Origin of the sequence: Alkalihalobacterium sp. APHAB7 (genome assembly GCF_048323755.1) — a bacterium.
Classification (GTDB): Bacteria; Bacillota; Bacilli; order Bacillales; family Bacillaceae_F; genus Alkalihalobacterium.
Map to the genome: position 1 here is coordinate 155,448 of NZ_JBLWFS010000005.1, position 18,635 is coordinate 174,082.

At 37.6% G+C, this 18,635-nt stretch carries 24 protein-coding genes; 7 read left to right on the forward strand and 17 right to left on the reverse strand.

Features of this window, described 5'->3' with window-relative positions; genetic code table 11:
• Positions 1-2 precede the first annotated feature (2 nt).
• The 3 genes from ACNSTQ_RS07635 to ACNSTQ_RS07645 form a co-directional block, all read right to left on the reverse strand.
• Positions 3-509, reverse strand: coding sequence for a YwpF family protein (locus ACNSTQ_RS07635; RefSeq protein ID WP_418199260.1), 507 nt, complete (start codon positions 507-509; stop codon positions 3-5).
• A 132-nt stretch (positions 510-641) separates the two neighbouring features.
• Positions 642-788 (reverse strand): hypothetical protein, encoded by a 147-nt coding sequence (locus ACNSTQ_RS07640; RefSeq protein WP_418199261.1) that lies wholly within the window; start codon positions 786-788, stop codon positions 642-644.
• 372 nt (positions 789-1,160) lie between these two features.
• Positions 1,161-2,336, reverse strand: a complete 1,176-nt coding sequence (locus tag ACNSTQ_RS07645) for a MalY/PatB family protein (RefSeq protein WP_418199262.1) — start codon at positions 2,334-2,336, stop codon at positions 1,161-1,163.
• A gap of 202 nt (positions 2,337-2,538) precedes the next feature.
• Between ACNSTQ_RS07645 and ACNSTQ_RS07650 the strand changes: the two genes are divergently transcribed.
• The gene (locus tag ACNSTQ_RS07650) at positions 2,539-3,489 is read left to right on the forward strand and encodes an ATP-binding protein (protein ID WP_418199263.1); all 951 of its coding nucleotides are present in this window, start codon (positions 2,539-2,541) and stop codon (positions 3,487-3,489) included.
• A 6-nt stretch (positions 3,490-3,495) separates the two neighbouring features.
• Here ACNSTQ_RS07650 and ACNSTQ_RS07655 read toward each other — a convergent pair whose 3' ends face one another.
• Together ACNSTQ_RS07655 and ACNSTQ_RS07660 are read right to left on the reverse strand one after the other, a co-directional pair.
• Positions 3,496-3,693 carry a hypothetical protein gene (locus tag ACNSTQ_RS07655; protein WP_418199264.1) on the reverse strand — a complete coding sequence of 66 codons (198 nt, stop codon included), beginning with the start codon at positions 3,691-3,693 and terminating at the stop codon, positions 3,496-3,498.
• 70 nt (positions 3,694-3,763) lie between these two features.
• Positions 3,764-4,711 carry a nucleoside hydrolase gene (locus tag ACNSTQ_RS07660; RefSeq protein WP_418199265.1) on the reverse strand — a complete coding sequence of 316 codons (948 nt, stop codon included), beginning with the start codon at positions 4,709-4,711 and terminating at the stop codon, positions 3,764-3,766.
• A 340-nt stretch (positions 4,712-5,051) separates the two neighbouring features.
• On the opposite strand from ACNSTQ_RS07660, the gene ACNSTQ_RS07665 reads away from it, so the two are divergent.
• From ACNSTQ_RS07665 to ACNSTQ_RS07685, 5 genes are read left to right on the forward strand one after another with little or no spacing between them, the layout of a single operon-like run.
• Positions 5,052-5,972 carry an ABC transporter ATP-binding protein gene (locus tag ACNSTQ_RS07665; protein ID WP_418199266.1) on the forward strand — a complete coding sequence of 307 codons (921 nt, stop codon included), beginning with the start codon at positions 5,052-5,054 and terminating at the stop codon, positions 5,970-5,972.
• On the forward strand, positions 5,972-6,922 hold the full coding sequence (locus ACNSTQ_RS07670) for an ABC transporter permease (protein ID WP_418199267.1): 951 nt from the start codon (positions 5,972-5,974) through the stop codon (positions 6,920-6,922). Before ACNSTQ_RS07665 ends, ACNSTQ_RS07670 begins: the two co-directional genes overlap by 1 nt.
• 21 nt (positions 6,923-6,943) lie before the next feature.
• Entirely contained in the window at positions 6,944-7,315 is a 372-nt protein-coding gene (locus ACNSTQ_RS07675) for a GntR family transcriptional regulator (protein WP_418199268.1), read from the forward strand.
• Positions 7,316-7,320: 5 nt separating this feature from the next.
• The gene (locus ACNSTQ_RS07680) at positions 7,321-8,022 is read left to right on the forward strand and encodes an ABC transporter ATP-binding protein (RefSeq protein WP_418199269.1); all 702 of its coding nucleotides are present in this window, start codon (positions 7,321-7,323) and stop codon (positions 8,020-8,022) included.
• Complete coding sequence (locus ACNSTQ_RS07685; RefSeq protein WP_418199270.1) at positions 8,019-8,813, forward strand: hypothetical protein; 795 nt, start codon at positions 8,019-8,021, stop codon at positions 8,811-8,813. Before ACNSTQ_RS07680 ends, ACNSTQ_RS07685 begins: the two co-directional genes overlap by 4 nt.
• 83 nt (positions 8,814-8,896) lie before the next feature.
• On the opposite strand, the gene ACNSTQ_RS07690 is transcribed toward ACNSTQ_RS07685, so the two are convergent.
• The 4 genes from ACNSTQ_RS07690 to ACNSTQ_RS07705 form a co-directional block, all read right to left on the reverse strand.
• Positions 8,897-9,685 (reverse strand): HAD family hydrolase, encoded by a 789-nt coding sequence (locus ACNSTQ_RS07690; RefSeq protein ID WP_418199271.1) that lies wholly within the window; start codon positions 9,683-9,685, stop codon positions 8,897-8,899.
• Positions 9,686-9,901: 216 nt separating this feature from the next.
• The gene (locus ACNSTQ_RS07695) at positions 9,902-10,300 is read right to left on the reverse strand and encodes a hypothetical protein (protein ID WP_418199272.1); all 399 of its coding nucleotides are present in this window, start codon (positions 10,298-10,300) and stop codon (positions 9,902-9,904) included.
• A 132-nt stretch (positions 10,301-10,432) separates the two neighbouring features.
• Positions 10,433-10,678: a YozQ family protein gene (locus ACNSTQ_RS07700; protein ID WP_418199273.1), complete on the reverse strand. Its 246-nt coding sequence runs from the start codon at positions 10,676-10,678 to the stop codon at positions 10,433-10,435.
• 169 nt (positions 10,679-10,847) lie between these two features.
• Positions 10,848-10,946 (reverse strand): YjcZ family sporulation protein, encoded by a 99-nt coding sequence (locus tag ACNSTQ_RS07705; RefSeq protein ID WP_418199274.1) that lies wholly within the window; start codon positions 10,944-10,946, stop codon positions 10,848-10,850.
• 152 nt (positions 10,947-11,098) lie between these two features.
• On the opposite strand from ACNSTQ_RS07705, the gene ACNSTQ_RS07710 reads away from it, so the two are divergent.
• On the forward strand, positions 11,099-11,641 hold the full coding sequence (locus ACNSTQ_RS07710) for a hypothetical protein (RefSeq protein WP_418199275.1): 543 nt from the start codon (positions 11,099-11,101) through the stop codon (positions 11,639-11,641).
• Positions 11,642-11,819: 178 nt separating this feature from the next.
• Here ACNSTQ_RS07710 and ACNSTQ_RS07715 read toward each other — a convergent pair whose 3' ends face one another.
• From ACNSTQ_RS07715 to ACNSTQ_RS07750, 8 genes are all read right to left on the reverse strand, one after another.
• A complete protein-coding gene (locus ACNSTQ_RS07715) occupies positions 11,820-11,975 on the reverse strand; it encodes a hypothetical protein (protein WP_418199276.1) in 156 nt (51 codons plus the stop codon).
• Between the two features lie 75 nt (positions 11,976-12,050).
• The gene (locus tag ACNSTQ_RS07720) at positions 12,051-12,617 is read right to left on the reverse strand and encodes a TetR/AcrR family transcriptional regulator (RefSeq protein ID WP_418199277.1); all 567 of its coding nucleotides are present in this window, start codon (positions 12,615-12,617) and stop codon (positions 12,051-12,053) included.
• A 1-nt stretch (position 12,618) separates the two neighbouring features.
• Positions 12,619-13,335 carry an MBL fold metallo-hydrolase gene (locus tag ACNSTQ_RS07725; protein ID WP_418199278.1) on the reverse strand — a complete coding sequence of 239 codons (717 nt, stop codon included), beginning with the start codon at positions 13,333-13,335 and terminating at the stop codon, positions 12,619-12,621.
• Positions 13,336-13,778: 443 nt separating this feature from the next.
• Positions 13,779-14,693, reverse strand: a complete 915-nt coding sequence (locus ACNSTQ_RS07730; RefSeq protein ID WP_418199312.1) for a sulfurtransferase — start codon at positions 14,691-14,693, stop codon at positions 13,779-13,781.
• A 224-nt stretch (positions 14,694-14,917) separates the two neighbouring features.
• The gene (locus tag ACNSTQ_RS07735) at positions 14,918-16,102 is read right to left on the reverse strand and encodes an anti-sigma factor domain-containing protein (RefSeq protein ID WP_418199279.1); all 1,185 of its coding nucleotides are present in this window, start codon (positions 16,100-16,102) and stop codon (positions 14,918-14,920) included.
• A gap of 2 nt (positions 16,103-16,104) precedes the next feature.
• Positions 16,105-16,830 (reverse strand): RNA polymerase sigma-I factor, encoded by a 726-nt coding sequence (gene sigI / locus ACNSTQ_RS07740; RefSeq protein WP_418199280.1) that lies wholly within the window; start codon positions 16,828-16,830, stop codon positions 16,105-16,107.
• Between the two features lie 230 nt (positions 16,831-17,060).
• A complete protein-coding gene (locus ACNSTQ_RS07745) occupies positions 17,061-18,065 on the reverse strand; it encodes a hypothetical protein (RefSeq protein ID WP_418199281.1) in 1,005 nt (334 codons plus the stop codon).
• 16 nt (positions 18,066-18,081) lie between these two features.
• On the reverse strand, positions 18,082-18,594 hold the full coding sequence (locus ACNSTQ_RS07750) for a hypothetical protein (RefSeq protein WP_418199282.1): 513 nt from the start codon (positions 18,592-18,594) through the stop codon (positions 18,082-18,084).
• Between the last annotated feature and the right edge of the window lie 41 nt (positions 18,595-18,635).

The following is an 18,635-nucleotide window of genomic DNA, read 5'->3' on the forward strand; positions in this document are numbered from 1 at the left end:
ATTTATTTTTCACTAGGTTCTATAGTGTGAAAGGTAAGATTTTCATCGGTGTTAACTTGTTTGTAAATATTTTCTACGATTTTCTCGACACCACGCGTTGCTTTTCTTCTTTTGAACTCTTCTAGTAAAGCCTCACCTGTTAAACCTTCATCGACGATACTTTCTAAGATAACATCAATAATGTCATCTTTTCGGACGGCCATTAATCCATCCAGCAAAATACTCACTTTATTCGAGAGATGGGTAATTTTTCGAACTTTTGTGACCATCGTTGCCGGATAATTGTTTTCACTTGTAATGACTGCTTCAAGAATTAACTTGCCATTTTCCTTTTCACATTTTTCAAAAATACCGATAACATCTTGATTAATAACAGCATCGATTAACCATTTTTTAGCACTATCCTCCATATCGATAATTAGACCATCTTGTAGAGGAATTTCAACTTGGCTAACCCCTTTTTCATGAGGTTGCAACACTCGAAGTGAAAATAACCGATAAGTTTTCACACGATCGCCTCCGTTAACTACATTTTATATGTATCATTAAAACATATATTTTATTGTGATGCATGTTCATCTTGGCCTAAACGTAAAAGAGACTGACTCAATAGGTTGTGTCAGCCTCAACATTAATAGGGTTTAAGAACTTTTTAACTTTTTGTACTTCTTTTCATATTGGCGCTCTTTCACCCACGTAATGAGCTCTAGCTCTTTTTTCGTAAGTTTTCTTCCTAATTTTAAAGTACATTCGGTAACTAAATCATTGTAAATCTTGTCAAAGGTCATGAATGGTGACTCCTCTGTACCATATTTCTTTTTGAACACCACTTTACATATTAGACATTACGTATAGGAATACCTTCAAATATTTTTATTTTTTTCAAAGGCTCTTTTTACAAAGATTGTTGCTCCGTGCTTTTGGACCGTAAGCCAAGCGAATGCTTGGTTCTTCACGCTATGCGTGAAGCTTTTGAAAACGGTCCAAAAGCAACAAAGTTTACGAAAACAGCCGTTTCAAAATAGGCTTAAGAACAAGATTTAGGTCGTGTCTTAAGAGTGATTATCAGATTTGTCATACTTTTTTAACATTCACTACGTGTTTTAACACTACACCTTAACAAATCATTAATATTACTACTGTATACTAAAGTGGATATACTACTTTAGAGAGTCATACGCATTTTTTAATCTTTTAAGTCCTTCATTTACCGAATTCCTCGAACAAGCTAAGTTCATTCGTTCGAATGGCTCTCCTTCTTTACCAAACACAATTCCGTTACTTAAGGCTAATTTCGCTTGCTCGGTAAGCCATTTTTTTCTTTCTTGAGCCGTCATTCCTAATCCACTACAATCGAGCCATAGTAAATAGGTGCCTTCAGGTTGTATCACTTTAATTTTCGGCATATGTTCTTCGATATATGCTTTTACAAATTGAACATTTCCTTCTACATAGCGAAGGAATTCTTCGAGCCACGATTCACCATCGGTATATGCTGCTTCCATCGCAACCGCGCCAATTGAATGAAACATATTTAAGAATTCTTGACTTAGATGGTTCTTAAACTTTCGTCTTAAAGCTGGATTAGGGATGATCGTATATGAGGTTTGCAATCCTGCTAAATTAAACGTTTTACTTGGAGCCATACACGTTATCGTTCGTTGGCTCATTTCGTCCGATAATGTAGCTGTTGGTATATGTTCATGCCCTTTAAAAATAATGTCACAATGAATTTCATCAGAAATCACTAACAAGTCATGCTTAATGCAAATTTCAGCTAATTGCTTAAGCTCTTCTTCTGTCCATACTCTCCCAACTGGATTATGCGGGCTACATAATAATAATATTTTCGTTTCTTGATCAATGACTGATTGAAGATGGTCTAAGTCCATTCGATAGTGAGTTCCGTCAAAAACTAATGGATTTTCAATTAATTTTCGATCCTGATTGGTAACTACATTAAAAAATGGATAATAGACGGGTGGTTGAATAATCACCTTATCCCCAGGTTCCGTAAACCGTTTAATAATTTGCGCAATAGCTGGAACGACTCCTGAAGTGTAAACTAACTGTTCTGCGTCAACGTTCCAATTAAACCTTCTCTTTACCCAAGATTGTACGGCAGTGTCAACGGAAGCCGACCTGACCGGATAACCAAAAATTCCTCTCCCAACCTCTTCTTGAATCGCCTTTATAACTTGGGGTGGTGCTGGAAAGTCCATATCTGCTACCCACATCGGCCATAAGTCTTCACCCTCATAAAGCTTATCTACAGCATCCCATTTCATAGAACTAGTACCTTTACGATTTTCAACTTGATCAAAGCGTGATGTCATCGTTCATCCCCCTTTTCAAATTTAGTATGACTCTATTTGAATCCCTACTTTTATGTAAACCCTTCGTGCGAAATGTTATCAACCGATTGACATAGCTCGTATACATAATGATGTCTATAGCAGGTAGAAATACGTTCATTCAATTTAGTTTAGTGAATAAAACAAGCTTGAACTGAAATACATCAATCCAGGAGGGATCTTTTTGTTTAATAACTTATATTTTCAATATTCTATGATGTATACCTTCTTTTTCGGTGGGCTTTTAATTGGCGCTGACTATGTTTTTAATCTCTCTAATAGTAGCTTCAATTCTTATCTCTTTGCTAAATTTGTTCTCATCCAAGTCACTATTCATCTAGTCGTTTTATTTATTACAGTTAAGCTAATGGAAAAACGATTATACAACACTCGAAATCAAAGTTATTTTAAAAAAATCAATCGCCTTCGTGCTATTACAGAGTTAACGGCCGCCGTTGCCCATGAGATACGAAATCCTCTAACCTCGGCTAGTGGCTTTCTTCAATTACTAATGACTGGAAAAGAAATTCCTCTTAAAGCACAAGAGTATGTTCAAATAATTCATAGCGAAATTGCAACAGTTGAAAAAGTTGTGGAGAAATATATTCGTATCACTCATCCTAGTCAACTAAGTCTGACCCCAATTTCCTTAGACCTTCTCCTTCATGAAATCTACATGGATTTTTCAAGTACTTGTAACTCGCAAAACATACAATTTGCGATAAACTTACGTCAAAATGGTACATTCCAAGCAGATACCGAGAAATTAAAACAAGCATTATCCAACATCGTCATGAATGGAATTGAAGCCATGCCAAATGGCGGCAAAATTACGATCTATGGTAACGTTTCAAAAAAAGAGGTAACGATCCGAGTTAGCGACGAAGGAATCGGCATGACTGAATCTGAAATGGATCAAATCGGCACTCCGTTTTATTCATTAAAAGAAAAAGGGACGGGGCTTGGACTGATGCTTTGTTATCAACTCATTCATTGTATGGATGGACGAATTGAAGTTTATAGTAAAAAAGGAGTGGGTTCCACTTTCATTATTTACCTTCCCAGTCAAGAAAAAGAACTGGCACTAAATATCTTTCCTGCTACTCTTAGTAATAAAACAGAAGGACAGAATTAATTAACTCTACCCTTCTTGTTGTTGCTGTACGTATACATATGTGGCGGTTCCACCTTTATTAGCTGTACCAACAAAAGAAGCCCGGTCTTCTTGTAAAACTAATTGAGCCCGAAAAACCATAAAGTCCTCTTTTGATATAAAAACCTTCTCCTGTGCCCCGCTTCTCAATTGCTCTAATAATTCAATTGCTTGCTGTTCATTCATCATGCTCACCCTAACACTTTTTGTTCATTTACCCCTATCATACCTTATCTAACGAAAACAAAAAAGGTACCTAATCACGTAGAGATTTGGTCATGACTTCTACAAAATCATGAACAAAAAATTGGTAATTCAACTCTAAAGCTACACGGCGTAATACGTCTGTCGGTTCAGGCTCCCAACCAGGTCGAAAATCGGTAACACTTTGCCCTCTCGTTTCCGCTAATATTTGAACTGTAACGGGACGCATCACGTATTGAACCAAGTCTCGATTCGTCACTGCACTTAAAGTCAGCACATCATGCATTGGTGCACCGTTCAATCCTGGAACTAGCTCTACGTATGCATCTGCGTAAAACTCAAAAATCGGTTCAATTAATGGTGTAAAGGGATTGAACTGAAACTGTGTGATATAGTCTACCACTTCAGAAGTAACGATAGCCTCGGTCGTTACATTTAAAGGTATGATCGTTACATTTGTCGCTTTACTAAGCACTAAATTAGCTGCGATAGGATCCCCGTAAAAATTAGCTTCTGCAACTGGAGTCACATTACCTGGAACTAAAAAGGCTCCACCCATAATAAAATAATCCTTCACCTTCTTCATATGTTCTTCCCCTAGAATAAAGGCAATTGCTAATGAAGTCATTCTGCCAATTTCAACAATCGTAAGCTCTCCTTTATATTGTTCAATGATCTCAAATACGCGATTATAGTTTAAGAGTTCGCCGACAATCGTTTCTGGAGGTCTGATCGGACCTAGCCCCTCTGGTCCATGAATTTCAGGATAGTAAACGGTAATTTCCCCAGAAAGAGGGCCTTTTGCTCCACCGATTAATGGAATATCCTCTCTACCAGCTAACTTCAGTAAATAGGCCACATTATTCGTTGCCTGCTCTTGTGGTACATTCCCATAGCTAGACACGATTCCAACTACGTCTAAATCAGGATGAAGTAAGGCATACATAATAGCTAAAGAGTCATCGATACCCGGATCACAAAAAAGGAGAATTTTATTCATTATTAAACTCCCTTCGTTTTTTATCAGTACTAAAATACATATTCTTGCAAAGCGAATATTAAAACACCCTTTTCTACCTATGAAAAGTTCACAGATAGGCGTAGTTAGGGATATCGATGTTTAAATAATGGAAATCTATAAGGAACCTATACAAAATACCAGATTTTTATTAAAGGTTGTTTCCATATACTTTATTGCTTTTGGACCGTTTTCGCTTCACGCTTTGCGTGGAGAAACTTAAAAATAATTAGTGTTTCATTTTTATCTATTTACAAACAAGTTAGTAACAGTGTATTATTTAACTAGTACACTAAATAATTAATATTAAGAGGTGACAATTATGAAAGAAGGTACTGTACTTTCTGTTCAAGACGTTTCTAAAGTGATTAAAAATAAAAAGATTATCGATTCCGTCTCTTTCGATGTTTATCCCGGTGAAGTATTTGGGTTCTTAGGCCCCAATGGTGCTGGAAAAACGACAACGATCCGAATGATTGTGGGACTTATTTCGATTAGTGAAGGTGATATATATATCAATGGAAAACATATTTCAAAAGAATTTGAAAAAGCGATTGCTCATACCGGTGCAATTGTAGAAAATCCTGAGATGTATAGTTATTTAAGTGGTATTGAAAATTTACGGCAATATGCCCGAATGGTAGATGGTGTTGGCGAAGAAAGAATTAAAGAAGTCATTGAATTAGTTGGCTTAACAGACCGTATTAAAGAAAAAGTAAAAACCTATTCTCTTGGAATGCGGCAACGGTTAGGAATCGCACAAGCACTTCTGCACTCCCCGTCCCTGCTAATTTTAGATGAACCTACAAATGGTCTAGACCCAGCTGGAATAAGAGAAATTCGAGACTACTTGCGACGTTTAGCACACGAAGAGGGATTAGCCGTTCTCGTTTCAAGTCATTTACTCTCAGAAATGGAACTAATGTGTGATCGAATTGGAATCATTCAAGATGGGAAGATGATTGACATCAAAACCGTTAGAGATTTTGTTAACGAAGAGGAGAAGCAATCGTATGTCTTTGATGTTAAGCCTTTAGATAGTGCTTTAACCGTCATCAACGAAAAATTTCCACAACTCCATAGCAAACTAGAAAATGAACATATGCAAGTGGTCGCTTCTTCCGATGATATTCCATCAATTACGCGTGAACTTATACAAAACGATATACAAATATATTTAATAGAAAGAAAAACAACGACGTTAGAGGATAAATTTTTACAAGTGACAGGAGGTCGCAAATAATGAAACGAATGTTGAACCTGATTCACAATGAAAATATAAAGATAGCTTCACGTACTAGCACGTGGGTGATGATTGGTTTATTACTTTTTATGGTATTGAGTGTCGGTGTCCTTACAAAGTTTTTACTGCCTTATGAAGAAGTAAACGACTGGAGAGCAACTGTTTCCGCTGAAAATGAGCACCTGGCACAAATTGTGAACGATCCTATCGTTTCTGAAGGAGAGCGTCGGGCTTTACAAGAAACGATCGCCCTAAATGACTACAGGCTTACAAATGATCTCCCCCCGGTTAGTGATCAATCCATTTTGGGGTTTACTTTAAGCAGTTCGATGCTTATTAGTATCATTACATTATTTACAATCATTTTCGCCGCAACATCAGTAGCTGCGGAATTTTCGTCTGGGACCATCAAGCTTTTACTCATTCGGCCTGTTCATCGATTAAAGATTTTATTTTCTAAATACATTTCTTCTTTTTGTTTTTCGATCATATTTCTAGTTGTATTACTCGTCTCATCTCTACTATTTGGTGCCTTATTTTTCGGATTTGAAAATTTTAATGCAGTGAACCTTTCATATGAACAAGGAATAATAACTGAAACACCGATGCTCTTACACATTCTTTTCATTTATGTACTAAACAGTGTAGAATTATTAATGATGGTAACATTTGCTTTTATGATTGCTAGTGTTTTCCGCAATCAGTCGTTAGCGATCGGTTTATCCATCTTCTTAATGTTTACTGGATCGCAACTTGTATTTGCTTTAAGCCAATACGATTGGGTCAAATATATTTTATTTGCCAATACACACCTTCAACAATTTTTTACAGGACAACCGCTCATTGAAGGCTTAACATTAGGATTTTCACTAATGATGCTACTTATTTATTTTATTATTTTTCATGCAATAGCATCTTACATGTTTGTAAAAAGAGATGTAGGTGCTTAATTAGGTTAAGGGAGATGAGTTATGTCTCGTGACTTTGACAATACAAAACCAATTTATTATCAACTAATGCATCGATTTTTCCATAAAATTTGCAGTGGTCATATTCAACCGGGGGAGAAACTCCCTTCTGTCAGAGAAACCGCCGTTGATGCAGGCGTTAATCCAAATACGGTTCAGAGGACCTATATGGAAATGGAACGGATGGGTGTCGTCGAATCCAAACGGGGGCAAGGTACGTTTGTCGTGAATGAACCGGATGTTATTAAACAACTAAGACTCCAGCTTGCTGAAGAACAAATGGATTCGTTCATTGAAGAAATGAAAAGTATTGGCTTTACTCCACCTGAAATTTTACAAAGACTGCAAACCAAAATTACAGAGAAAGGAGAATAGCTAAATTGAATACACCTATTCTTTCTGTTGAAAATGTAATGAAACGGTATGGAACGAAAAAGGCAGTAGATAACATTACATTTTCTGTAAACCACCCTGGCATTATCGGGCTAATCGGTGCCAATGGAAGCGGCAAATCGACGATATTAAAACTCATTGCCGGATTACTAAAAACATCCACTGGTACGGTGCAACTATTAGGAAGTAATGTGTCTAGAAAAACAACGAAATATTGTGCTTACCTGTCAGAAGATGATGATTTATACCCCTTCTATACAGTCAAAGAAACATTATTATTTTATGAAAAAGTGTTCCCTGACTTTGAACGATCCAAATCAGAAAACATCTTAACCGATATCCATGTTTCTAAAGAGGAAAAAATCGGTCATCTCTCAAAAGGAAACCGGGCTCGAGTGAAGATTGCGCTTGCTCTTGGAAGACAGGTCCCTTGCCTTCTTCTAGATGAGCCCTTATCAGGTCTAGATCCTATCGTGAGGGAAGATATTATCAAAGCTTTTGCAAAATATGCAGACTTAGAAAAGCAATTAATCATTTTGTCAACACACGAAGTAGAGGAGATTGAGCCACTTCTTGATCAAGTTCTCTTCATTAAGGATGGTTCCATCATTTACTTCAATGAGGTGGAACAACTTCGTGAAGAACGAGGGCAAAGTGTAATTGATTACATGAGAGAGGTGTTAAAGTGAGTTGGTTTGCCTTATATCAAAAAGATTTACGAGCCAACAATTTACGTCTAGTTGTAAATATTAGTCTCTTACTTCTTTTTTTCCTCTCCATATTTTTTATGATGTTCAGGTACAATAACGAATTTATTTTAATGAGTTTTGTGCCCGTTCTTATGTTGCATGTGATCTATTTATTTATAGGGATGTTCGATTCCCTCTCCAAAGAATGGCGCCATCATAACGTAAATCTTTGGTTAAACATACCTCAAAGTGGCTGGTCCCTTATCACTGCGAAGTTTTCAGCAGTGGCTACCCACTTTTTGATTTCACTTTCGGTTACTTTTATCGGGTTTTACCTTTTCATTTATGTATTTAACCATCAAATAAGCGAACCGTTTTTTATTGCACTGTCTATTTTTCACACGTATTGGTATGTTCCGGCCTTTATTTTAGTCCTAGCCTCATTACAACTTGGGGCTTTTGCAACCGTGTTGTACCTCATTTCCAAAACGGTTTACAAAGGTGGTTGGATCCTTGCTGTTGCGATCGGGATCGGAACGCAATATATTTGGAACATAGTAAAGGATACAGACATTTACCTTACGATGACTGGATGGGGAGCACTTATTACACCTGCAGATATACAGGCTACACTTCAGCAGATGATGCTACTAGAAGCTGACATTGGCGTGTCCGTGGATATGGACGGTACGTTTTATTTAGGTTATCTCATCTCTGAGGCCGCAGTTATCGTTGTCCTACTCGTTATTTCTAGTTGGTTATTAGATCGTTATGTTCAATTGTATAAATGACAACAGGAGCCTCGATGGCTCCTGTTGTCATTTTAGGATACGATTTATTGAGCGCGAGAAAACGTTAAAAACAGGGTATCCTTTTAGTTCTCCCAAATAAAAACCCCATCTTCATTAACAATATCCGTGGCGGCTGGAACTATTAAATCGGCTAATTCTTCTAACTCCTCACTCCTGCTTGCCCCAGATAAAACTCCAATCGCTAGTCCTGCCCTCCCATTATGAGCCAATGCCAAATCAACGTTAGTATCTCCAACTACAGCGACTTCGTTTGACTGCAGGCCGGTTCTTTCACAAAACTTCTCAATAATTGACCGATGCGGTTTAGAGAATCCATGTGTATCTGCAGTAATTACGAAAGAAAAATACCTAGTGAGACCTAACTTAGTTAAACATATTTTTGTTGTTTCAAGATCGTCCGCTGTGGCAATGCCAACTTCTATATTTTTAGCTTTTAACACGTTAAGCATCTCAATTAAGTTTCCAGTTGGCTCAATGTATTGACTATTTTCTCTTGTGATTTCAACCATCTTTTCTGATAACCAAACATAAATTTCATCGAGTTTATACTGATGATAGCCTGCCTCTAACATGAATCTATAAAATGTGTTTGCAATATCATGTGTGGTCCCCCCTGCTAAAATTCCATTACCATCGACCCTTTCTCCTTCAAGACCAATTAATTTTTCCAATTGGTCACAAATGTCATCCCCATGATTCAAATAGGCCTTGGCAAATTGCTTTACTAAACTTTTAGCAATCGGTAACCAAATAGAATGAAAGTGAATTAACGTACCATCTTTATCAAAGAGGATTCCTTTGATTGGTTGTTCTAATTTTGCAATCCTGCTTGTTCTAGTAATTGTGACCATATTTCATCCCGCTTTCCTTTTCTTAAATAATACACGCACCGCTTCACATACCTTTACCATAACAGATAGATATGAACGAAGTATTAAACTAATATTAAGTTCGACCTTTTTTAATTAAACGTTTATTTAATTTTTGTCTGTTCTATCTAGACGTCTAATAAGAATGAAAAAGACAAATAAAAAGGGAATGCTCAAAGAGCATTCCTTCCGCTTTAATTATACAATTTTAAGTTTGACCAGTGATTCTAGAGTTCCTTCTTTAGCTAACGCTTCCATGCTAACGGCCTCTTCACTTATTGGTGTAGAGAACACTCGAAATTCGTATAAGCCTGTTTCTAACCCAACGTCAGTAAAGGTATTAACATGCATATCATTGGATGCTTGCTTTTCACCCTGCTCCACTGTAACTTTTCTTAATGCTTTCTGCTTCCCGTCCCCAGCTAATAAAATTAAATGTAAATCACGCTCCATTTGATCGATAGCAGATATAAACATCACGAGACTGAAGGTAACTCCCTTTTCTCCCTTTTTAAATTGATTATGTATACCTTTTAATGCTCCTGTACCTTTGTCGATTTCGTGACAAAGCACAAGGTTAATATTAAGTTTACTCATGATTACACCTCTTTAATTCATAGACTGTCCTTTTAATATACACAACTTTATTAAATTTTTGAAGCTTCAGATGAAAATGTAATGAGCTATTCCACTAGCGCTTGTCCTGCTCTAGTGAAATAGCCCGTAATGTTACTGGTTATCGAAATTCTCCATTTCTTTAAAGCCTTCCTCAGCTCTTCCTAAATCTGCATTGTTTCGCGTTTCCTCAATTTCACCATCAATTGTACCTTCTACATAAGCATCACTTACTTGTTCATGTACAAAAGCAAGACCTTGCTCCGTTTCATTAGAACTTTTGTAATCAGATGGATGATACGAGTTTTCAGCAACTTCTCTACTCTGCTCGATTGGTGTTTTGTTATTATCTTTATTCACTGTAAGCCCTCCCTTCATTAGTTATAGTTTCCCTTTCATGTAAAATAATATTTACTTCTTATTCCATAGATGTTTATGTAACCGTATAACTTGCTATCGTCCAGTTGCTGACTCATATTCATAAGAAAAGAGGGTGACTGCTAAGCATCACCCTCTTTTCATGAACTGATTAATAGCCGTAACCAGTGTAAGAAGCTCCAATGATGATAAGGAGGATAAACAATACGACTAATAACGCAAATCCACCAGTGTATCCGTAACCTGACATTTCGTTCACTCCTTTAAATCAATTTCAGCTTACAACAATACTGTATGCAAATCAGTTTTTAGATGTTTGGGCTTGAGTCCTCTTAAAAAAGAATGAACAGATGCCTACCTCATGAATATGATATGGGTGAATACATTAAGGAGGGTAACTAAATGCAACATTCTCATATGAACGGCCATATGGCTCATCAACCCACTGGACACATGACTCAACAACAAACTGTTCCTATGCAACACGGTCACATGGCACAACCTACTGTACATGGTCCACACATGACGGCAGCTGCAGAAGGCCATCAAGAACATAACAAGAAACTGCATGACTCATGCATGAGTCTTCATTTACACTTTGTTCAGTTACAAACGATTGACGGTCAAACTGTAGATGGAATTATTGAACATGTTGACCATGAAGGTGTTACAATGTTAATTCCAACAGGAGAAATGGAAGATGACCACCATCATCACCAACACCAGCACGATCATTCACGCCAAATTGGTGCAGGATACGGCGGACTTGGATATGGCCCTGGACTCGGATATGGCCCCGGGTTAGGATATGGTCCTGGATACGGATTCGGCCCTGGGTTTGGATATGGCCCTGGATTCGGATATCCTAGACGCTTCCGTAGATTCAGACGTCGTCGCTTCCCATTCTTAGGATTAGGCGGATTATTTTTACCTTTCTTTTTATAATTGCGCGTTCTTCGTTTGGGAAAACGACAAGAGAAGGTGACTCATTAAATGCCTTTATGGCACTTTTTGAGCCACCTTTTCTACATTGGACAAGTTGCTTGTAAAATGCATACAAAAAAGCAGATAAATTCAATTTAAATTCATCTGCTGAGCGGGGTCATTTTTTTCTCGACGACCGTTATTTACTTTTTTTCTTTGCCTCAGGTTGTTCAGTGCTCTCCTGTTGAGCAACTGGTTGTCTAGGAGGACCAAATACAAGCATATCCCAAGGATCCATTACTACTTCCTGACTTTTCGGCTCCGCTTCTGTTACCTTTTTTTCTTTTTCTGCCACCATTAACCCTCCTCATACATTAATCAGTTTATAATATTCTCTAAAAATAAAATGGTTCGAGTCTGGTGATCTTTTTTACAATTCGCTTTGAATTCCTTTTAAGAAAGTATCAATTATAAAGTTTAGACTTACATTGACATCTAGAGGGAGACCGAAGCCTCCACTCTGTTCTAATGCAGAAAAGCCATGAAGAATACTTCGCAGTCCTCGTACAGCATGAATAGTGTCCTCTTTTGATAAATGATATTTAGCAAACGCTTGAACGACGAGGTTTACAATACGATCCCCAACCTTCTGAACATCGGGCTCGCTCAAATCAGGCACTTGGACCGTTGCTTCATATAAACTAGGATGAGAACGAACGTATGAAACGTAAGCTAAAGAAATAGCCTTAATGGCATTATCTCCACTTTTGTTCGCAGCAGCTGTTGCTAACCTTTCATACAGTTGCTCCAAACCATAAATGGCTACTTTTTTCTTTATTTCTTCTAAACCTGTAATGTGATTATAAAGTGAAGGTGGGCGTATATTTAAGTGTTTAGCCAAAGAGGCTATGGTTACAGCGTCAATTCCTTCTGCATCTGCCATAGCAATTCCTGCTTTTACGATTGTTTCTGTATCTAATCCAACTCTCGGTGACATGTTAATTTTTCCTTTCTATCTTTCGTTTCGCGTAATCAATGGCTATTGCCATTTGTGCCTCGGGATTTTTAAGCATGTTCCCGTGACCAACAGCTAGTAAAGAGGGTTTTACATTCAATAATTTCTCAGCACTCGTTAATGCAAGACCTTTATTCCATGTAGCTAATGCCGGAAAGGGAAAACGTAGTTTTAAGTCGCTAACAACGGTTAGCCCCGTCCGCGTTTGAAAGGCATCTCCGGCAATGAGCGCTTGAGACCTCGTGTCAAAAAAGGCCATCTGACCTGGGGTATGACCTGGAGTAGAAATAGCAACAAGAGAACCAATTTCATCTCCCTCTCCGAGATGAACATCCGCACGCGTTTTTAGTTTTTTTGGCACGCCTCCTCGTATAGGCGTCTGCGGTTCTTCTTGATCAAGAGATAAGTCACCGGCCATTAATCGGGCATCACGCTTTGAAATATAAACAGGAACATGAGGAAGAACGTCTTTTAAGCGATCTAGTGAACCGACATGATCATCATGTGCGTGTGTCAACACGATACGAGTGATTGGTTTCCCTATGCTTTTTGCAGCGTTCAAAATGGCTTTGCTGCTAAAAGGCATTGCGGTATCAATTAATGTCAAACCATCATCTTCTTGAACAAAGTAACAATTAACAGGAAAAAATCGTGGCATAAACGACAATTGGTAAACTGAACCTTCTCGTGTCATTCTCATTTCATTCTCTCCTCACAATAAAACTAATACCATTAGTTTAAATTATAACTAATGGTATTAGTTTTACAATAGTTTCTTCCATTATTTTATATTTTTTTGGGAAAGGTTTTTTATGTAATAGCTTGTGTTACCAAAAAAAGGTTGGAATTTCTTAAATTTCCCTACCTTTTAGAATTTAGTGAGTATTTCATATATTAAATTAAACACTCGCCCGTTCGCCATACAAATGAAGGACATATTCCTTGCAGTTCTATCTTGGTATGTCCTTCATCAGCTTTATGAAGGACATTTCCACTTAAGTTCTTCCTTGTTTTGTCCTTCATCAACTTTTTGAAGAACACTCAGTCTTTGTTGCAATGACCTGTCTCATTATTTAATCTTTTAGTATGAAACAATCAATCCTTTACTTTGATATCAATGGAGGTGCTTTTATAATTATTTAGTTACGGTTTATCAATTGGCATATCTCGATCATTCCCCCACTCTGCCCATGAACCTTCATACACATGAAGATTTTCAAAGCCTAATAATCGTAACACAACATACGTATGTGACGTTCGTAAAGCCGTGTGGCAATAGATAATAATCGTTTTGTCTTTGGTGACCCCTAGTTCTTCGAATTGCTGTTCTAGTTGATATAATGGTTTAAGATTAGGAATACCTTCTGGGTTTATGGTATTCTTCCATTCTAAGTTTACAGCTGTAGGTATATGACCTCCCCTTTTCGCACGTTTATCTTCTCCGCGATACTCTTCAGGAGACCGGACATCAAGGAGGACTACACCTTCTTTTCCGATTGCATTTTTTACAAAGTCCTTATCAACTAGAAGGTTTTCTTTTAGGCTTGCTTTGAAGTTTCCTTTTTTATATTCATCAACATCGTGTGCTAGTTCTTTACCACTTTCGGTCCAAGCTGTTAGTCCTCCGTCTAGTAAACGTACATCCTCGTGCCCGTAATAATCTAATGCAAAAAATAATCTAGCCGCATAAGGGCTTCGGCCGTCATCGTATACAACTACCGTCTGGTCGTTACGAACCCCTATTGTTTTCATCTTTCTTTCAAAGTCTTTTTTCGAAATCAAGTAATCTTCAACTGGATGCTTAGGATCGTTTAATTGGGTATAAGGCATATGAACTGCTCCTGGAATGTGCTCCTCATCGAAACCTTTTTTTCGAGCATCAATAACTTGGACTAGCTCTTTATTTTTTTGGAGCCAGTCGGTGCTAACGATTATATCCGCTGCAACCCTTACATCTTTTCCAATTTCACTCGCCATTGTTCTGTCTGTCAAAGGACTTCCTAATAAAACGGCTAGCACCGATAAAATAGCAACGAGTACAACTAACTGCTTTTTCATCAATATAGAACCCTCCACCTCATTTAGTCCCGACTTATTATGCTCAATTACGGAAAAGATACAATCCATATCACCTAGTGGAAAAATGATACAAGATGTGAAATAAGATGAGTGAGTACACATCGGTCAACAAGTCCCAACCATTATAACAAACACAAAGAAAAAAAACGGTAGCAGGTACCTTTAGTGGACTAAAGGTACCTGCTACCGAATTTATTGGATAGCTAATTGTTGTTTCTATTTTGTTGCCCTGGTGGTTGTTTTGGTGTGTTCGACCGTTCTTCTCGTTTTTGTTGCCCTGGAGGAGGTGATGGTGGTCCTTTAATTTCTTTTTGTTGTTTTCCTGGATTGGATGAGGAATTCCCTTTTGTCTCTGACGGCTTTCCTCTTTCACTAGGGGCATTCCCTCTATTTTCAGCTGGTTTCCCGCGTTCGCTAGGAACATTCCCTTTATTTTCTGATGATTTCCCACGATGATTCGGGGCATTTCCTTTATTTTCAGAAGGTTTTCCACGCTCACTAGGAGCATTTCCTTTATTTTCAGAAGACCTTCCTTCGTTTTGATCCTTTTTATCTTCCTGATGTTCGTTTGAAGGTTTATTCTGCTTATCGTCTTTTGGTGGAGCGCCATTCTTTTTAGACTGGCCATTTGACGATTGCGATCTTTCTTTTGCTCGTTCCGGCTGTTTTTCCATTCTTTTTAACTCTGAGATGGATCTTCCTTTAATTTCAGAGGGATTTTGTACAATTCCTCGCTTTTCTAATTGCTTAAACTCTTTATAGTAGTTGACAGACATATTGGATTGTTTCGCTTCTTCATAAGTCTGTTTTTCATCGAGAGAAATGGAAACAGGAACAGTCGTCTCATTTTTCTCTAACGATGTATCAATCGCTTCTTTAAGTTCGTCAATAAACGGTTCAGACGTTTCCTTTAAAGGAATAACTGATGTCACAACGACCGGCTCTATATGCTTCTCGATATAACCAGCTTCAACCGTCAGGTCAATAATTTCATCGATTACCGTATATAAATTATCATTCCAATGGAGTGCCTCTATAATTTCTAACCCTTCTTCGTTCAAACCTTCTGCACGAACCACTTTAAAGTTACTATTCGTTGCGATCTCAAAGCTAGGATTAATGTCGAGTGAAATGATGTAAACCTCTTCACCTTCCCCACTAAAAGGAAAAATAAAGTAAGTGACGATCATTAAAAATAATGCAGCTGCAGCTGATGCTACCTTATATATAGGGAATATTCTTTTCGGCTTTTCAATATGAGTAAACGATTGTCCAATAAGTGGTACCTCGGAAGTAGATCGAGGAACATTTTTGAACCTTCCATCCATGGTTAACAAGACAATATGCTGCTCTGTTACTTTTACAACCGTACCTTTGATCGTCTCCACCTTTATTTCCCCCCTTGTCCTGAAGTTCCTTTAACATACTCTGCTAAATGTACCCATTGTGGATGTAAGCTAATTAAAATTAGTGTAATAATATATTTTCTGTGACGCTCAAGCGTCTTTCTTTTGTACACAGTTTTCTTAGAAAATGGACCAATTGGTAGCTGCTTTTTCCGTACCAAGCTTTCAACCAGCTCATCATCATTTAAAAAATCAGCAACCATTTCAAATAAAGACAATCGAGTATCTTCATGTTTAGGTGAGTAATGCTCGAGTTCTTCAAATGATATTTTATATTCGCTGAGCTTCTGATCTAATTCTAAGATTTCATCGACTAAGTCATTCGACTGGACCATTTCTTCATACTTACCGATCGCCTGATCATTTTCAAAATTTGAAGTAAGTGTATCTTGCTCAGAATCATCCAATGTAAGAGACAGATGAGATTCCTTTTGTTCTTTTCGGAAGAAGTCAATTAAATCTCGTTTAATTAACAAGTAAACAAAGTTTTGAAAAGTACGACCACCTTCCTCAGAAAACGTATCGATCGCTCGATTAAAGGCAATTATAGCTATACTTGATTCCTCATCACTCCAAGTGATATACCTCTTACAAATACTTCCTGCAACATTAATAACGTATGGCTTGTAATGAAGAATTAATTGCTCACGTGCAATGTCATTCCCCGTCTTTGCTTGAGCAAGGGCTGTGTTTAAATTAAAATTCTCCATTATCGATACACCTTCTTCATGAAACCGCTATTGTATGTCGATAAGCATACGCTAAATTAATTAATAGGTAAAGCTTTTTAGAGATGTACAGCGCTCCTTCTTGCAGGCCAAATATTACCTAGAGGAGAGCTATTTTGATACGTCATTAGAAAAAGACTGACCCATGCGCCAGCGCCTCTCTTGAGGTGTGCACGACACGTTCAAATGAGCCAGTCAGTCTAATTTATTTCTTAAGGTCTTCCACCATTTCCGTTGCCGTTCCCGTTTCCTGGTCCATTTCCATTGCCTTTACCATTTGAGTTTCCTGGGCCATTTTCCTTCGCTTGTTGACCACGGTTTTCTCCTGGTTGCTTAGCCTCGTGTCCACGTTTTTGTCCTTGTTCCTTAGCTTCATGACCACGTTTTTGACCTTGTTCTGCTTTTTGCTTTGCATTTTCTCTAGCTTGCTCCGCTCGTTCTTGACCCTTTTTTGCATTTTCGTTCTTTGGCTTTTGGTTTGCTTTTGACTCCTTCACTTTTTCTGTTTTGGGAGCCGTTGCGTCCTCTAGATCAACAAACTCTTCTTCAAGCTCTTCTTCTACTACTTCTTTATTTTCTCTTTCGGCTTTACGAAGTTCGTTTCTTTCTTTTGCTCGTTGACGATTTTCCATTGCTCTTTCTTGATTAGCAAGAGCTTTTCTAATTCCTGCCTTTGCTTGTTCTGGTAAGTCATCACGCTCTAATAATGCTACTAAATTCACACCACGCATCGAAGTTCTTTCAGCTACTTCTTCTTCAATATCCGTGTCAACCAACAATTCGTCTCCCTCGATACCGTTATCCTTATCAGTGATATCATCAGTATCATGACTAAGTGTTTCGTTCTCAATCCATTGATTGATACGGGCTACATCTTCGTTATATCTTTCAAGTAAGATCGTTGCTTTGTCAAACTGGCCTTGTTGAAGCAGGAATTCTAATTGTGCATTCTTACTTGCTACAAATTCAATTAAATATCTCAATTTCTCTTTCTCGCTAGGTGTTAAATCAATAATTGCTGAGTGAATAGCGTCCACAAAATCAACTAACTCATGGTTTGCTTCAGTTATATCCTCTTCATTAACCTCAACGTTTTCATAATAAGCAGTTAAATCCCCTGTGTTTACTGCAGGTTCGTAAACAATAGTTTCATCAGCTTTAACCGCTCCCGCAATTAAAAAAGAACCTGCTACGATTGTACAAATTATCTTTCTCATTCAACTCTCCCTTTCACTACGATTCTTGCTCAGTAAGCTTTATATTATTTTTGAATTGGTTCATATCTTCCTGATAACGTTCGAAATCATCCATTGGAGACATGAACGTTACAATTAATGTCTTTCCTTGATCATGGACTAGGAATAAATCTGATCGAATCCCTTCTTTTTGGTTCGTATGAAACGAAAAGAAATAATCGTTTTCTTCTAGGATCGTAATTAATCCATCCCCTAACTGAAGTTCCTGTTTAATTTGATCCATCGACTTCTCACTCGGAATCAGCGAAACTATTGCTTTTACTGTTTCATATTGAAAGGTTGCATTTAAATTTCGTGTAAACACTTCCTGTTCTAACGTCCATTGGTTAGATTCATAGATTTTTAATCCAGCATCCATATTTTCATAAATGATTGATTTACTCTCGGCTTGTGCTTCACCATCAGATGTTGTTGATGATACAGAAGAACAACCCGTAGCGAGCATTGCACCCGCTAGTAAACCAACCATTAATTTTTTTATTTTTAACATGAGGCACCTCACAGCTATGTACATATTTTCTTGTTTCGAAA

Bases quoted from the DNA above. Each gene is read 5' to 3' on its own strand.
- ACNSTQ_RS07720 (WP_418199277.1), bottom strand. From the start codon at position 12,617: ATGTCACCGAGAGTTGGATTAGATACAGAAACAATCGTAAAAGCAGGA.
- ACNSTQ_RS07640 (WP_418199261.1), bottom strand. From the start codon at position 788: ATGACCTTTGACAAGATTTACAATGATTTAGTTACCGAATGTACTTTA.
- ACNSTQ_RS07725 (WP_418199278.1), bottom strand. From the start codon at position 13,335: ATGAGAATGACACGAGAAGGTTCAGTTTACCAATTGTCGTTTATGCCA.
- ACNSTQ_RS07705 (WP_418199274.1), bottom strand. From the start codon at position 10,946: ATGTCAGGTTACGGATACACTGGTGGATTTGCGTTATTAGTCGTATTG.
- ACNSTQ_RS07665 (WP_418199266.1), top strand. From the start codon at position 5,052: ATGAAAGAAGGTACTGTACTTTCTGTTCAAGACGTTTCTAAAGTGATT.
- ACNSTQ_RS07695 (WP_418199272.1), bottom strand. From the start codon at position 10,300: ATGAGTAAACTTAATATTAACCTTGTGCTTTGTCACGAAATCGACAAA.
- ACNSTQ_RS07690 (WP_418199271.1), bottom strand. From the start codon at position 9,685: ATGGTCACAATTACTAGAACAAGCAGGATTGCAAAATTAGAACAACCA.
- ACNSTQ_RS07745 (WP_418199281.1), bottom strand. From the start codon at position 18,065: ATGAGAAAGATAATTTGTACAATCGTAGCAGGTTCTTTTTTAATTGCG.
- ACNSTQ_RS07675 (WP_418199268.1), top strand. From the start codon at position 6,944: ATGTCTCGTGACTTTGACAATACAAAACCAATTTATTATCAACTAATG.
- ACNSTQ_RS07670 (WP_418199267.1), top strand. From the start codon at position 5,972: ATGAAACGAATGTTGAACCTGATTCACAATGAAAATATAAAGATAGCT.
- ACNSTQ_RS07645 (WP_418199262.1), bottom strand. From the start codon at position 2,336: ATGACATCACGCTTTGATCAAGTTGAAAATCGTAAAGGTACTAGTTCT.
- ACNSTQ_RS07750 (WP_418199282.1), bottom strand. From the start codon at position 18,594: ATGTTAAAAATAAAAAAATTAATGGTTGGTTTACTAGCGGGTGCAATG.
- ACNSTQ_RS07655 (WP_418199264.1), bottom strand. From the start codon at position 3,693: ATGAATGAACAGCAAGCAATTGAATTATTAGAGCAATTGAGAAGCGGG.
- sigI (WP_418199280.1), bottom strand. From the start codon at position 16,830: ATGGAGAATTTTAATTTAAACACAGCCCTTGCTCAAGCAAAGACGGGG.
- ACNSTQ_RS07710 (WP_418199275.1), top strand. From the start codon at position 11,099: ATGCAACATTCTCATATGAACGGCCATATGGCTCATCAACCCACTGGA.
- ACNSTQ_RS07660 (WP_418199265.1), bottom strand. From the start codon at position 4,711: ATGAATAAAATTCTCCTTTTTTGTGATCCGGGTATCGATGACTCTTTA.
- ACNSTQ_RS07730 (WP_418199312.1), bottom strand. From the start codon at position 14,693: ATGAAAAAGCAGTTAGTTGTACTCGTTGCTATTTTATCGGTGCTAGCC.